We start from the raw sequence: 14,530 nt of genomic DNA on the forward strand, positions 1-14,530 counted from the left end.
CCTATTTTTTCTCCGCTACATCTGAAATTTTCCATTGTCCATTTTCATTTGTCATTTTCCAATTTACTATATAATAATTACTTTCCGACCCATAGTTTATTATCATCAAGCCGGATGCTTTATTTTTTGAAACAGCTTTTACCTCTGAAAATATAAATGTCAATTTCGAAAGATCGTACTTTTTAATATTATCTAAGATAATATTATTCTTAAATGTAGGTAAAAAAAATTCTTTTAATTTTTCGTATTTATTAAAATTTGCAGCTTCTTTTAATTCTACAATTGTATCTGTAACTTCTTTATTGACTTTATCAGACTCAACAAGAGTTAAATTAACAGTAGTGCAATTTATAAAAATCAACAAAATTGGCAGAAACAAATATTTTTTCATTTTCCCTCCAAAAATTTCGCTATTCTAATTTTACCATACTTTTTTTTCTTATTCAAGAGTATATAAAAATTAAATTATTCTTTTTTAAAAAATTTTATTTTCAACTTCTCCATCTCTTATGTTGCCACATATATTGCCCGGGATTTTCTTTTACTATCTCTTCAAATTTATAAAATATTTTTTGCATATTGAATTTTACTGTTTCTTTAAGATTCTCTTTCTTTTCAATTTCTATAATTTCTTTATTTATGATTTTGATTTTTCCGTTTTCAAAAACAGAATAAGCAAGTACTAAAGGTACTTTATATTTTAGTCCGAGTAAAACGGGACCCGATACAGCTGTTGTTTCTCTGCCGAAATATTTTACAGGTATATCTTCTGCATAATGATCCGATGCCAGAGCTATTATTGTTTTATTTCTGAGTGCGTCATTCAAAGTCTCCGAATCTCTCAAAGCTATCGAATGAAGTCCTCCTTCTTCCCGCCATTTAGCCATCAAATCATTCAGCTTTTTGTTTTTCTGCTTTCTGAATACAGCATAAAATTTTCTTATATTTCTCATAATGCTGCCGGCTTCAAATCCGCCCGAATGAAGTGATACGATTATAACCGCTTTATCATTTTCACAGGCTTTCAGCATAAGTTCTTCATTTTCAAGCACTGTATTCCCACCGGAAGTTACTTCTTTCAGATAAATTGAAGTCATTATCATTTTCCCCATGGTTTTATATGATTCTTTTGCTATATTTATTATCTCTTCTTTGCTTTTTTCAGGAAATGCATGTTTTATATTATCTATTGTCAATTCTCTTCTTTTTTTTATAAGATAATAAGCTGCCATTCCCACACTTTCAAAAAACTTGTATCTGAATTTCAACGGAAAAACCGATAAAACTTTCCTGAAAACAATGGCATTCCAGCCTGCAACAATTTCTCCTGGCTTATATTTCATATATTTATTCTCCCTTGACTATTCCTAACATTTCTTTAGTTAAAAGAGAGCATATCGTCTACGCTCTCTTCTTTTTGAAAATATATTTATTATTTTCTTATTCCCAATTTTTCGATTAATTCTCTGTAATTATCCACGTTTCTGTTTTTAACGTAGTTTAATAGTCTTCTTCTTTTACCGACCATTTTCAATAATCCTACTCTTGAGTGAACATCTTTAGGATGTGTTCTCAAATGTTCAGTTAAGTGATTTATTCTTTCAGTAAGTAAAGCTACCTGTACATCTGCAGAACCTGTGTCCTGTGCATTTTTACCATATTGTGTAATAATTTCCTGTTTTGATCTCATTGCCATTTTATTTCCTCCTAATTTTTATTATTTAATCCAAGAACATAACGGCAACTTATGTTCATAGAAAAAATTCACAATTATCTTATCATATTTATAACCTTTTGTAAAGTGCTAAAATTATTTGCCGAATTCCTCTACAAGTAAATCATAGGTAAGTTCCCCTTTATGTTCCTTAATGATTTTATTTCCGTCCATTATCAAATTAAAAGGAAATGCCTGAACTTTAAATCCTGTTAATATTTCACTGCCGGAATCATAGTATATAGGAAATGTGTATTCATTATTTTTAACATATTCTTTTACTTTATCCAAGCTTGAATTTGCTTCTGAATATACAACTATAACATTTACTTTATCCTTATATTCATCGTAAAACTTTTGAATATCAGGTGCTTCGGCTCTACAATGAGGACACCATTCAGCAGCAACTACAAACAAAGTTTTTTTACCGTTGTTTATAATTTTTGAACTTTCATATTTATTCCCGTTCAAATCTTCCAAACTGAAATTAGAAATTTTTCCGTCAGACTCAGCTTTAACATCAGATTTTTTACCGCATCCTATTGCAAATAAGACTATTACTAATAAAAATATTATTTTTTTCATTGTTTTCTCCTCTTACTGTATTTATACCTTTATATTTTACTATACAAATCTTTTATTTCTTTTTGAATATTACTTTTATATACTTATAAAAGCTTCATATTCAGGTTCAAGATGATAACCGTAATCTTTTGCTATTTTAAAATATTGTTTTGCTTTATCTTTATTTTTATTATTATAATAATAAACACCCAAATTATGAAAAGCCGTATCATTTAATCTTGCTGCAGCTTTCAGGTTCAATATTCTGACATTTTTATCTTTTTCAGGATAATAAAGACTCAAATCCACCATTGAGTAGTCGTCTCCGCTTTCTGCCAGTCTTTCCAATATTTTTTTTGCACTTTTATTGTTTCTTTCGGTTTTTTTCTGTGAACTTTTTTTATCTTTTTCAGGTTTTTCTTTGTCGGTTTTTTCTATAAGATTCGCCAATCTGTATCCTGAAGATATTGAACCTGCAGAATAAGCTTTATTATATATTTCTTTGGCTTTCTTTACTTCTTTTTTCTCTTCGTAAAGTTTCCCCAGATAAGTCATCATATCCACATCATTCTTATGGATCGCCTTCAAATAATTTTCTTCTGCTTTAGTATAATTTTTCATATTTTCATATATATACCCTTTATATCCTGTAATCAGTGAATCATCGGAATTTGTGTCTTCCAAGACTCTGATAGCAAGTTCATAGTTTTTGCTTGAGTTTACAAGCTTATATGCCAACTCGAATGAAGCCAGATAATATCTGTTTTTGGCAAAAAGCTGATTATATATTTCCACAGCTTCCTGATCTTTATCTTCTGTTTCGAGTTTTTTTGCTTTGGAATAAAGTGCAGGCGGATATTCTTCGGCTATAAATTCCTTTAATATATCATAAGCCGCATTATAGTTGGAAAATTTTTCCAGAATAAGTGTTCCCAATTCTTTTTTTTCATTGGGATTTATTGTACCTCCCTGAAGTTTTTTATTAAGTTCTTCTATTCTTTTGTATATCCCTGTCAAATTTTTATTATAATCATAAGAATACACAGAATAAATTTCTCCCCGTTCTTTACCTTTTTTAAAGTATTCCTGTGCTTTTGTGAACTCAAGCTTATCCTGAAAAATATTCCCTAACATATAGTAAGCCTTGTAATTCCCCTGATTTGCAGCACTTTCCAGTAAATTAATCACTTCTTTTTCGGAATCACTTTTCCCTTTCAGTATAAGAGCTTTGTAAAATTCCGCATTTCCGTTACTTTTATTCAAGAACTTGTTAAAAAAGTCTTCCCCTGAATTTTGCCAATATAAATAAGCCAATCCGAAAGCATCGGAATTTTCTTCTTTTGCTGACTGCTCCAAATACTTTCTTACATACCCCTCTTCTTTTTTCTCCAATATCCCCAATAATCCTTTTTCGAGAGAATCATATCCTTTTTCTGTTTTTCCGCAGGACACAAGAATTAAAAGGAATAATATAAAACCTGCTATTGATTTTCTCATAGTTTTTCGTCATCATCCTTCATAGTTAAAAATATTTTATTTTACAATAGATCCCGTTTTTACTTCTTTACTTATTTCAATTAAACGGATTTTTTTCTTTTCTGTTGTTGTCAGTAACATTCCCTGGGACAATTCCCCTTTTAAAGTTACAGGCTCCAAATTCAATACTGCCGTTACTTTTTTACCTATAAGTTCTTTTTCGTCAGGATACCATTTGGCAATTCCCGAAACAATCTGCCTTTTTTCAGTTCCCGTATCTACAATAAATTTCAGAAGTTTATCAGCATCTTTTATCTTTTCAGCTTTTATTATTTCTACAACTTTAATCTCGACTTTATTGAAGTCATTTATTGTTATAGGATTTTCTATGTGCAGATTTTCATTATAATCTTTTTTATTTTCAGGCTCAATTTCAATTCTCGGAAATAGAGGTACCGCTTCACCTAATTTATTTCCTGCAGGATAGCTTCCCCATTTTCTTATATCTTCAAGTTTTAAAGTATTGAAGTCAATATTCAAACCTAACTGTCTTACTATTTTTTCAGCTGTATCAGGCATAAAAGGATAAATCAGCATTGAAATTTTATAAAGAGAATCTACAAGATTATACATTACTGTAGAAAGCCTGTCTTTTTTACTTTCGTCTTTTGCCAGATTCCAAGGCTCACATTCGTCAATGTATTTATTCATTCTTCCTATGAATTTCCAAATGTCTTTCAATGCTTCTGAAAACTGAAATTCATTCATGTGAATATCCAGATCTTCCACTGTCTTTTCCCATAAATCCTTTATTTCGATGTCATATTTATCTTCAATCTTATTCAAAACAACTTCAGAATTAAAGTATTTTTTCTGCATTCCAATCGTTCTGTTTAAGAGATTTCCCAAATCATTGGCTAAATCCGAGTTTATTCTCTGAATCATAGCCTTTTTTGAGTAATCGGCATCCTGTCCGAAAGTCGCTTCTCTCATCAAATAATATCTGAAAGCATCCAATCCATATTTTTTTACTTCTTCTTCAGGATTTACAACATTTCCCAAAGATTTGGACATTTTTTCTCCTTCTACAGTCCACCAACCGTGAGCTGCTACCGTATCCGGCAATTTTATTCCTGCAGACATAAGCATAGCAGGCCATATGATAGCATGAAACCTTAGTATATCTTTCCCTATAACATGTGTTACTTTGCCGTTCGACCATATTTCTCCGAATTCTTTTTCGTCTTTTTTAAATCCTGCCCCTGTAAGATAAACAGTAAGTGCGTCAAACCACACATAAATAACATGTCCTTTTTCAAGCTCAAGAGGTATTCCCCAGTCAAAAGTAGTTCTCGATATGGATAAATCCTGTAATCCCTGTTTTATAAAAGCCACTACTTCATTTTTTTTACTTTCAGGCTTTATAAAATCGGGATTTTCTTCTATATGTTTTAAAAGAGCATCTTCATATTTAGACAATCTGAAAAAATAAGAAACTTCTTTTACGTCTATTACTTCTTTCCCCATATATTTACCGTCTACAAGCTGATTTTCGGGAACAAAAGTTTCTTCGGAAACACTGTATTTTCCTACATATTCTCCCCTGTATATATCGCCTTTTTCATTTACTCTTTTTACTATTTCTCTGACACTTTCTATATGTCTTTCCTGAGTCGTTCTCAAATAGTCTGTATTGGATATATTAAGTTTTTCCCATAATGTAGTAAAATTCAATGACATTTTATCTACCCATTGTTGAGGGGTATAGCCGTTTTTTTCGGCTGCTTCCTGTATTTTCTGACCATGTTCGTCTACTCCTGTCATAAATGACACATCGTATCCTTTAATCCTCTTATATCTCGAAACTACATCACAGATAATTGTTGTATAAGCAGTTCCCACATGAGGGGCTGCGTTAGGATAGTATATCGGCGATGTTATATAAAATGAATTGGACATTTTTTCTTCCTCCTACTGTTTTACGATGATTATTTTTTTAAAATATATTTATTTCTGTATATTTCATAAGCTCTTCTTCCTGCTTTATGAATATTTTCTTTGACAATTTCTGTTGCTTCTTCTATAGAAATATCTTTTGATATATAAAAAGGTTCTCCGACATAGTGAACATTCCTTGAAAAAGGTTTCGGTATTTCAAGTCTGTCCCAGACATTCCTGAAAATCCATCTTTTATTGCAGAAAGAACTGACAGGAATTATAGGCAGTCCTGTCTTTTGTGCAATATAAATTGCTCCTGCTTTAGGCTCAAATATAGGACCTTTCGGTCCGTCTATGGCGATTCCCAGGGAATATCCTTTCTTAACAAATTTTATCGATTCTTTTAAACTTTTTATATTATCTTTATTTGAAGAGCCTCTGATAATTTCATTTCCTTCCCTTCTGAGTAATTCCGAAAGAATTTCTCCGTCTTTGGAAGAACTTACCATAGAAGCCTTCTTTTTTATCGTTCTTGTAGCATTACACACAGTAAATATTTTTCTATGCCAAAAAACCATTATTTTCTGTACTTCTATATCGACATTATCGGCATAGTGATATTCCTTTTTCGTCATAAAGCTCAATATCCTGTATATTATGTGAAGAACGATTCCTGTAAACTTATACTTATTCATACTTTCTCCAAATTTCAGATTTTAAAATCCGAAAGATTATTCTAATCCGTGAAGTTGTTTAAAATGCTCGGCTATATCCAGTATTCTTCTTTCTATCGCTTCATTTGTCTGATCCAAAATAGCATTTGTGCAAACCAGAGTTGCATATCCGTAAAGGAAATACCACAGTCTTAAAACTGACAATTTAGCTTCTTCTTCAGGTAATTGAGGAAAACTTTTAAGAAGTTCCTCTTTTGTTAAAAGTTTTTCGATTGTTTCATCAAATAATGTTTTAAATCCTTTTGAACCGTCCAAAAAGATGGCTCTGTACAATTCTTTTTCTTCTCTTGCAAATACAACAAATCCTATTGCTGTATTGAGTATCTTTCTGTCTTCTTCCCATTTATCCGAATAGTGTCCGTTTAAATACTCATCCAGTTTTTCTTCTGCAAGTTTTATAATTTCCTCTTTAAGTTCATCTATTGTAGAAAAATTTGCGTAAATCGGTGCGGTAGATCCTTTAAATTTACTTGCTATTTTTCTTGCACTTATATTTTTTATTCCCTCATTTTTCATTATTTCGTAAGTAGCTTTAACTATATCTTTTTTTGTAAATTTTATTTTCGGCATAATTGTTCTCTCCTAATAATTTTTTTATAATCTTTCATATACACTAAAATTCCAATTTTCAAATTGTTTTTCTTCTCTCATTCCCCATTCTCTGTAGTCTATCTTTGGAAAATACGCATCAGCCTCCTTATCTGAAAATTTTATGTAACTGATATATAGTTTCTTAACATATTTTAAAGCCGTTATGTATACATCTTCTCCGCCTATTATAAAAACTTCTTCATCAACATTATAAAAATTCTTTATTACATCATCGAAATTATCGTATACTTCTATCTCATATTTTCGGGCTTCTTCCTGCCCGAAAGTACGGGACAGAACTATATTTCTTCTGTCAGGAAGAGCTTTTCCTATACTTTCAAAAGTTTTTCTGCCCATTATTACTGTTTTTCCTGTTGTTATTTTCTTAAAGTTTTTTAAATCTTCGGGGATGTGCCATAACAGCTTATTTTTTTTCCCTATTTCTCTATTTTCCCCCATTGCTACTATTATACTAAACATATTAATCCCTATTTCTTCGATATATTTTATACTGCAACTTCAAATTTTATTACAGGATGACTTTCGTAATCTTCGAGTTTAATATCCTCAAAAGTAAGTTCGTCAAAAGGCTTATCCGCAATAGTAATTTTCGGAAGTTTTAAAGGTTCTCTTGTCAGTTGCTCTTTCAAACCTTCAATGTGATTTTCATAAATATGAGCATCTATTATTGTATGTGAAAACTCTCCCAGCTCATATCCGCATTCTTTAGCTATCATCATTGTCAGCAAAGAATAACACGCTAGATTGAACGGTATCCCCAAGGCAATATCTCCGCTTCTTTGGGTCAGATGACAGTTAAGCCTGTTTCCCAAAACATTGAACGCAAAAGTATAATGGCAAGGTGGTAATTTACTTATTGAAGCATTTCCCGGATTCCACGCAAGAACTATAAGCCTTCTTCCGTTTTTATGGTTGGGATTTGTTTTTATTTCTTTTAATGTGTCTATTATATACTGTATCTGATCGAAAACAAGCTGCCCGTTTTTTTCTCTTTTGGTCCATTTATTATTTTCATCGGCAAAAACTTCCCCATCCAAAGAAATTTCGGGGACAGGATATCTTCTCCAGAATCTTCCGTATGCTGTTTCAAGTCTGCCTTCTTCATCAGCCCAGGCATCCCATATTTTCGTTTTTGTCCGTAAATTTTTAATGTGTTCTTCTCCTGTTAAATACCAGAAAAGTTCATGTAACATAGAATTAAAATACATTTTTTTTGTAGTAAGTAAAGGAAATCCTTTACTTAAATCCACTTTATAGGTATAAGCAAAAGTAGAAATCGTATCCACTCCTGTTCTGTTTTCTTTTCTCACGCCGTTATCCAGTACGTGTTTTACCAGTTCCAAATATTCCTTCATTTATTAATAAGATTTATAAAGGCTTATCGCCATTCCCGTAATTCAATCAGCTTTACTGTAAAAATACGGCAAATAAATCATTCCTCCTTCACTATAAATAATACTTAAAATTCAACAATGTTATTTTAACTTTTTTAAATTCCTATATTTTTTCATATTCAAAGTCATTCTGTCTTAACGCTTCATACAGTATAATCGCAGCGGAATTTGACAAATTCAAAGAACGTCCCAAAGGCAGCATAGGTATTGTTATATTGTTTTCTTTATACCTGTTCAGTATTTCTTCAGGAATCCCTCTCGATTCGGGACCGAACATTACATAGTCGTTTTTCCCGTAATTGACATCTGAATATCTTCTTTTTGTTTTAGTTGTTGCAAAATATAAATTTACATTTTTATTTTCTACATTTTCTTTAAAAAAATGTTCAAAATCTTCCCAAACGTAAAGTTGAACATCTTTCCAATAATCCAGTCCCGACCTTTTGACAGCTTTTTCATCCAATGAAAAACCTAAAGGTTTTATCAAATGGAGTTTCGTTTTTGTCAGGACACATGTTCTTCCTATATTCCCTGTATTATAAGGAATTTCAGGATTTAACAGAACAATATTCATAAATCACCTTTCAAAATCAGATTATTTAACCCATAAGTTTTTTATAATCGGATAATTTTATTTTATTTGAATTGAGTTTTTCCAGTTTTTTGGTAATGTTGTCCCCTCTTGAAAAACCTCCGAATCCATTTTTTGAATTAATATGTGTTATTGCAATTGCCAAAGCATCTGCAGCATCATCGGGTTTCGGTATTTCTTCCAAACCGAGTATAATTTTTACCATTTCCTGTATTTGTTTTTTTTCGGCTCTACCGTAACTGGCTATACCCATTTTAACCTGTAACGGAGTGTAACTGTAAATATTCATATTATTTTTTTGACCGACCAGAGTTATAACACCTCTTGCCTGACCTACTTTTACTATTGTTTTCTGATTTTTAAAAAAATACAGTTCTTCTATTGCCATATCTGAAGGTTTCCATAATTTTATTATATTATCCAGTCCGTCATAGATTTCCTCAAGTCGGACAGGCATATCTTCATCTTTATCGGTGTAAATACATCCGTAATCCAAAACTTTGTATTTTCCTTTTTCAAAATCTATAACCGAATAGCCTACTATTGCTGTTCCCGGATCGATACCTAAAATTCTCATTTTTCTCCTAATTTTTTAAAATGATTATCATTATAACATACAAACATCCTTTTTTCAATTACGAAACTGTTTTTAAAACATTCATCAATCCAATATTTTATTAATGATACAGATATATTATTTTTATGTTTTTTAAAATAAATGCTTTAATTATAAAAAATATTTATCTCTTTTTATATAAATCATATCCGTTCCTTTTTTTATAATTTTTACTATTCCTTTAAACTCTTTATCTTTAGAAGTTTTGTTATGCAAATAAAGTTTATATTTTTTATTTTCATTTATTTTTTCTATATCTTTAAATTTATTTTTTTTAAACAATACTGTCATTCCGTTTTTCAATTTTTTATATTTCTCATAATTAGTAATTACTTTTTCATAATCAAAAATATATTCAACTTCTTTCAAATTTATTTTATCTTTAATTTTAGAAATATTAAAATATTCATTTATTTTTCCTATATCCACTGCATCTTCCAAACTGAATTTATCTATTTTTGTTCTTACGAGTTTAGTCATCGTCGCATAAAATCCCGTTTTATCTCCTATATCTTTAACAAGAGTTCTTATATATGTGCCGCTGCTTACATCAGCATAAAAAGAGATTTTTTTCGGATTTTCACTGTTTATTTTGATTTCTCTGATTGAGTTTATTTTTACTTTTCTTGCTTTTCTTTCGGTTTCTATGCCTTTTCTTGCAAGTTCGTATAATTTTTGTCCGTTTACTTTTATAGCCGAATACATCGGCGGAATCTGCTCTATATCTCCTACAAACCCGAAAATTATTTCAGAAATTTTTTCTTTTGAAATTTCAATTTCTCCTTCATATTTCAAAGTTACAGCTCCTTCTGTATCATAACTGTCGGTTTCATAGCCTAACTCAAGTTCTACATAATATTCTTTATCTTTTTTCATTAAATCGTCGGAAAATTTTGTGGCTCCGTTTACCATTACAATCAAAAGCCCTTCAGCCATGGGATCGAGAGTTCCCGCATGACCTATTTTTTCTGCATAGATCGCTCTTTTCAACTCATTTATGGCTTTAAAGGAACTTATCCCTTTTCTTTTATTCAACAAAATCATTCCGTCTTCGATAAATTTATTCTTTTCCGTCATAATCCCTCATTTTCTTCAATAATTTCTACATTATAGGCGACACAACTCTAAATAAAGAATTTCTTATTTTTCTCCAGAATACGATTTTTTTAAGATTTTCTTCTTTAATCTGTTCACATTGTTCCAAATCTTTATAAAACTGATTTCTTATATTTTGACTGATTTCCTCATTGTAAAAAACTGAATTTACTTCGTAGTTTATTTCAAAACTTCTCATATCAAAGTTACATGTTCCCATTGTGGAAATTTTGCCGTCCGTTACAATGTCCTTGCAGTGAAGAAATCCCGCTTTATATCTGTATATCTCCACTCCTGCAGCTAACAGCTCTCCGAAATACGTTTCTGCAATCCAGTAAGGGATTTTCTTATCAGGAACTCCCGTTATCATAATTTTTATTTTAACGCCCGAAAGAGAAGCTATCTGCAACTGTGATATAAGGGACGTATCAGGTATAAAATAAGGGCTTTGAATAAGAACCTCTTCTTTTGCAACGGCTATCATTTTTGAGTACATATATTTCAACGATGCCCACACAGTGTCTGGACCGCTTGAAGAAACTTGCATTAAATAAGCATCAGGATGACTGACTTTATTTCCTTTTATTATTTTATCGATTTTTTCTCTTTCAAAATCTTCTTTACCTCCGCTGTTCAGCCAGTCTGTGGCAAATATGGCCAAATAGTGAATTACAAGCTCTCCTGTTATTCTCATATTTGTATCACGCCAAGTTTCAAACCTTTTCCCCCCGGTTATATACTCTTCTCCGAGATTCATTCCTCCCGTATGAAGGATTTTATTATCAATTATCGTCATCTTTCTGTGATTTCTGTAATTGAGTTTGGAAATTTTATACTTTATATCCAGAAAATATCTGAATTCCACACCTACTTCAGCGAGTTCTTTTCTGTACTTTTTGGAAATAGTTCCCATTGAGCCCATTCCGTCAAACAGAAGTTTTATTTTCAAGCCTTCTTTTGCTTTTTTTATAAGAAGATTCTTTATTTTTTCTCCCAGTTCATCCGAACGCCATATAAAGTACTCCATATATATTACTTCTTTTGCTTCTTCCAAATCTTTAATAATCGAATCAAATGCTTCTTTTCCGTCATAAAAAAGTTCGTATGAGCCGTTATTTGTCAAATACGTTCTTTCAGATTCATACAGAAGTTTTACAATCTCTTTTTCTTCCTCATTTATATTAGCGTTCCCCATTGATTTTTCAAGATTTTTTACTCGCAACTCTTTGGATTCAAAAAGCTGTGTCGGATCATATTTCATAAACTCCCCTGAAAAACTGTTCAAAAGGGTAGTTCTTCTTTTTCCTTTTTTATCAACTGTTATCCGACTTTTTCTCCAGTTTACCCCTAAAACAACGTACAGAACAAAGCCGAATATAGGAAATACTGTTATTGTAAATATCCATGCTACCATACTTTCAGGCGTTTTTTCCGATACAAGTATAGCGATTACAAAGCCTATATACAATGCTAAATGAATATGCTCTATGGATATAATCCATATTAATAAATTCCCCAAATGATTAAACATAAAGACCTCCCTTTTCATTTATAAATTTCACCTGTTATTATATATTATCATTTTTAGAAAGTATTTTCAAATAAAAACCGCTTAAAAGCATTTGTTTCAATCTTTCAAACGGCTCAAAAATCCTTATTTGCGAGTTAATTTTATTTCAGATAAGCTATAGCTTCTATTTCTACAAGAGCTCCTTTAGGTAATTTAGCTACTTCAAAAGCCGATCTTGTAGGATAAGGTTCTTCAAAATATCCTGCGTAAATATTATTTACTGCTACAAAGTCCGATATTTTATCAAGAAAAACCGTTGTTTTCACTACATTTTTCATTGAATATCCGTTATTTTCCAATATAGCCTTCATATTTTCCAATGCCTGTTTTGCCTGACCTTCAACTGTATCCGAATCTATATTCTGAGTTTCGGGATTTATTCCCAACTGCCCGGATATATATAGAAAATCTCCTGCAATTCTGAATGCGGAATAAGGTCCTACCGCTTCGGGTATCTTTTTCATGTGATTACCTCCTGAAATATATAATATTTTTTATCTTAATATATTTTATCATATTTTCAATATATAACAACAGTTTTTTTATTTAATCTTTTTTAAATTTCTTAAAACCGATAATTAAAATGAATTAAAAGCCAAAACTAAGCTCTAAATAATGAAGATATATTGACATTTTTATATAATGAGTTATAATATTAATGAGAATTATGAGAGGATGTGGTTCTATGAAAATCATTATTAGCGGAAAACAATTGAAAATTACGGATGCAATCAAAAGTTATACTGAAGAAAAGATTAATAAACTTTCAAAGTATACAGATGCTATAACTGAAGTCGATATTGTCCTTGCAGTTGAAAAAAAGAAAACCGAGGGGGATGTCCATAAAGCTGACGGCTTGGTTTATGCAAGCGGTACAAAAATAAAAGTTGAAGCCAGAAACGATGATTTATATGCAGCCATTGACGAATTATCAGAAAGATTGGAAAGACAAGTAAGAAAATATAAAGAAAAACAAAAAGACCATAATAAAAAAGGTAGCCATTAATAATAAATTTTCTAATATAAAAGTTACTTTAACTTTAATCGTATGATTTGCTAATATTTCCTAAAAAGTGCAGAACGGTATCTATACTGAACTGCACTTTTTATATATCCCAAAGGTTATTTCTTTCATTTTTAATCCATGCTGTGTATTTTTCTGAATATTGGAAATTTTGTTTGTACTTATTTTATTACAGATTCACAATCAACGGTATTATTAGGCAGAGGAAACATCATACTGAAAATATATTCTTCCTCAACAATTACACATTTTTTTCTATAGAATACCAAAAATACTTTCTTTTTTAATAAATTTCCTTTTTCAAATATCTTATATCCTTGGGTTCGATATTCATATTCTTCTAACAGTGAAATGATATTTCCGTTTCCTAAATTTTCTTCATTTCCTAATATTTTCTTTCTGCTTTCTTCATTTTCGAGTGCAGATTTATAATTTTTAAATAAATCTTTTAACATCATATTTCTTTTTATATGATTTTTCCACTCTTTTTCATTAAATTTTTTATCGGATATTTTTATATTTTCTATGCTAAACTTTTTTATGTTCAAATGATCTGCTATCATAAAGCACAGTAAAATCATTAATAATACTGAAACTATTTTTATAATAATTTTTATCCTTTGCATAATTGGTATTCTACCTCTATTTCCCTTATCGCCTCATCAAAATTTTCTTTGGAAATATCAAATGAATTTAAAGCATTTAACAACTGTTTTGAATTATAGTATCCTATTTTCAGGGTATCTCCTAAAAGTGCTCTTTTTTCTTTGGCTCCTTCTCCCGAGCATAACCCGTTTTCAATAAGATCTTTTACAGTAAAAATATATTTTTCATCTGATCTATTTTTATGAGTTACTATATGCAATAATGCTTCTTTTATTGATTCGTCGGAAGCATTTTCCACACCGATATTATCTTTTTTCGTGGCATTTTTTCTGCTTATAAAAGCATGTTTTATATCGGGTATCCTTTTTTCTACAACACTTCTTATTTTTTTCCCTGCAAAATCAGGATCGGTCAACAATATCAAATCATTATTTTTTGCCAATTCCGAAAGTTTACCGAGAGATTTTTTCGTAAGTCCCGAAAATCCGTTTAAAGCCACAACATGAGCATCTACAACTCTTTTTACAGCAGTTATATCATCTCTTCCTTCTACCACAATAATTTCATTTATTTTTATCTTTTTATTTTCCATTAA

At 30.6% G+C, this 14,530-nt stretch carries 18 protein-coding genes; 1 reads left to right on the forward strand and 17 read right to left on the reverse strand.

Annotated elements, in window-relative coordinates:
* Position 1 precedes the first annotated feature (1 nt).
* From FVE72_RS07635 to FVE72_RS07705, 15 genes are all read right to left on the reverse strand, one after another.
* A complete protein-coding gene (locus FVE72_RS07635; protein ID WP_006806602.1) occupies positions 2–391 on the reverse strand; it encodes a hypothetical protein in 390 nt (129 codons plus the stop codon).
* Positions 392–491: 100 nt separating this feature from the next.
* Complete coding sequence (locus FVE72_RS07640) at positions 492–1,343, reverse strand: lysophospholipid acyltransferase family protein (protein WP_006806605.1); 852 nt, start codon at positions 1,341–1,343, stop codon at positions 492–494.
* 89 nt (positions 1,344–1,432) lie between these two features.
* A complete protein-coding gene (gene rpsO, locus FVE72_RS07645; protein WP_006806612.1) occupies positions 1,433–1,696 on the reverse strand; it encodes a 30S ribosomal protein S15 in 264 nt (87 codons plus the stop codon).
* Positions 1,697–1,810: 114 nt separating this feature from the next.
* A complete protein-coding gene (locus FVE72_RS07650) occupies positions 1,811–2,299 on the reverse strand; it encodes a TlpA family protein disulfide reductase (protein ID WP_006806599.1) in 489 nt (162 codons plus the stop codon).
* Between the two features lie 75 nt (positions 2,300–2,374).
* On the reverse strand, positions 2,375–3,775 hold the full coding sequence (locus FVE72_RS07655; protein WP_026737880.1) for a tetratricopeptide repeat protein: 1,401 nt from the start codon (positions 3,773–3,775) through the stop codon (positions 2,375–2,377).
* Between the two features lie 36 nt (positions 3,776–3,811).
* Positions 3,812–5,713: a methionine--tRNA ligase gene (gene metG, locus FVE72_RS07660; RefSeq protein WP_026737881.1), complete on the reverse strand. Its 1,902-nt coding sequence runs from the start codon at positions 5,711–5,713 to the stop codon at positions 3,812–3,814.
* 29 nt (positions 5,714–5,742) lie between these two features.
* Positions 5,743–6,387 (reverse strand): lysophospholipid acyltransferase family protein, encoded by a 645-nt coding sequence (locus FVE72_RS07665; RefSeq protein WP_006806607.1) that lies wholly within the window; start codon positions 6,385–6,387, stop codon positions 5,743–5,745.
* A gap of 36 nt (positions 6,388–6,423) precedes the next feature.
* Positions 6,424–6,996 (reverse strand): TetR/AcrR family transcriptional regulator, encoded by a 573-nt coding sequence (locus FVE72_RS07670; RefSeq protein WP_026737882.1) that lies wholly within the window; start codon positions 6,994–6,996, stop codon positions 6,424–6,426.
* A gap of 24 nt (positions 6,997–7,020) precedes the next feature.
* Positions 7,021–7,497: a dihydrofolate reductase gene (locus tag FVE72_RS07675; RefSeq protein ID WP_026737883.1), complete on the reverse strand. Its 477-nt coding sequence runs from the start codon at positions 7,495–7,497 to the stop codon at positions 7,021–7,023.
* A 26-nt stretch (positions 7,498–7,523) separates the two neighbouring features.
* Positions 7,524–8,393 carry a thymidylate synthase gene (gene thyA, locus FVE72_RS07680; RefSeq protein WP_026737884.1) on the reverse strand — a complete coding sequence of 290 codons (870 nt, stop codon included), beginning with the start codon at positions 8,391–8,393 and terminating at the stop codon, positions 7,524–7,526.
* Positions 8,394–8,535: 142 nt separating this feature from the next.
* A complete protein-coding gene (locus FVE72_RS07685) occupies positions 8,536–9,006 on the reverse strand; it encodes a tRNA (cytidine(34)-2'-O)-methyltransferase (protein WP_026737885.1) in 471 nt (156 codons plus the stop codon).
* Positions 9,007–9,031: 25 nt separating this feature from the next.
* Positions 9,032–9,601: a crossover junction endodeoxyribonuclease RuvC gene (gene ruvC / locus FVE72_RS07690; protein ID WP_026737886.1), complete on the reverse strand. Its 570-nt coding sequence runs from the start codon at positions 9,599–9,601 to the stop codon at positions 9,032–9,034.
* 150 nt (positions 9,602–9,751) lie between these two features.
* Entirely contained in the window at positions 9,752–10,717 is a 966-nt protein-coding gene (gene truB / locus FVE72_RS07695; protein ID WP_036056153.1) for a tRNA pseudouridine(55) synthase TruB, read from the reverse strand.
* A gap of 25 nt (positions 10,718–10,742) precedes the next feature.
* Positions 10,743–12,266: a cardiolipin synthase gene (gene cls, locus FVE72_RS07700; RefSeq protein WP_026737888.1), complete on the reverse strand. Its 1,524-nt coding sequence runs from the start codon at positions 12,264–12,266 to the stop codon at positions 10,743–10,745.
* A gap of 140 nt (positions 12,267–12,406) precedes the next feature.
* Complete coding sequence (locus FVE72_RS07705) at positions 12,407–12,769, reverse strand: Rid family detoxifying hydrolase (protein WP_006806331.1); 363 nt, start codon at positions 12,767–12,769, stop codon at positions 12,407–12,409.
* Between the two features lie 221 nt (positions 12,770–12,990).
* Between FVE72_RS07705 and hpf the strand changes: the two genes are divergently transcribed.
* Positions 12,991–13,311, forward strand: a complete 321-nt coding sequence (hpf, locus tag FVE72_RS07710; RefSeq protein ID WP_026737889.1) for a ribosome hibernation-promoting factor, HPF/YfiA family — start codon at positions 12,991–12,993, stop codon at positions 13,309–13,311.
* 179 nt (positions 13,312–13,490) lie between these two features.
* On the opposite strand, the gene FVE72_RS07715 is transcribed toward hpf, so the two are convergent.
* Both FVE72_RS07715 and rnmV read right to left on the reverse strand, forming a co-directional pair.
* Complete coding sequence (locus FVE72_RS07715; protein ID WP_006806335.1) at positions 13,491–13,955, reverse strand: hypothetical protein; 465 nt, start codon at positions 13,953–13,955, stop codon at positions 13,491–13,493.
* On the reverse strand, positions 13,943–14,527 hold the full coding sequence (gene rnmV / locus FVE72_RS07720; RefSeq protein ID WP_026737890.1) for a ribonuclease M5: 585 nt from the start codon (positions 14,525–14,527) through the stop codon (positions 13,943–13,945). The genes FVE72_RS07715 and rnmV overlap by 13 nt, the downstream gene beginning before the upstream one ends.
* Positions 14,528–14,530 lie beyond the last annotated feature (3 nt).

It is taken from the genome of Pseudoleptotrichia goodfellowii, assembly GCF_007990505.1.
Lineage (GTDB): Bacteria > Fusobacteriota > Fusobacteriia > Fusobacteriales > Leptotrichiaceae > Pseudoleptotrichia > Pseudoleptotrichia goodfellowii.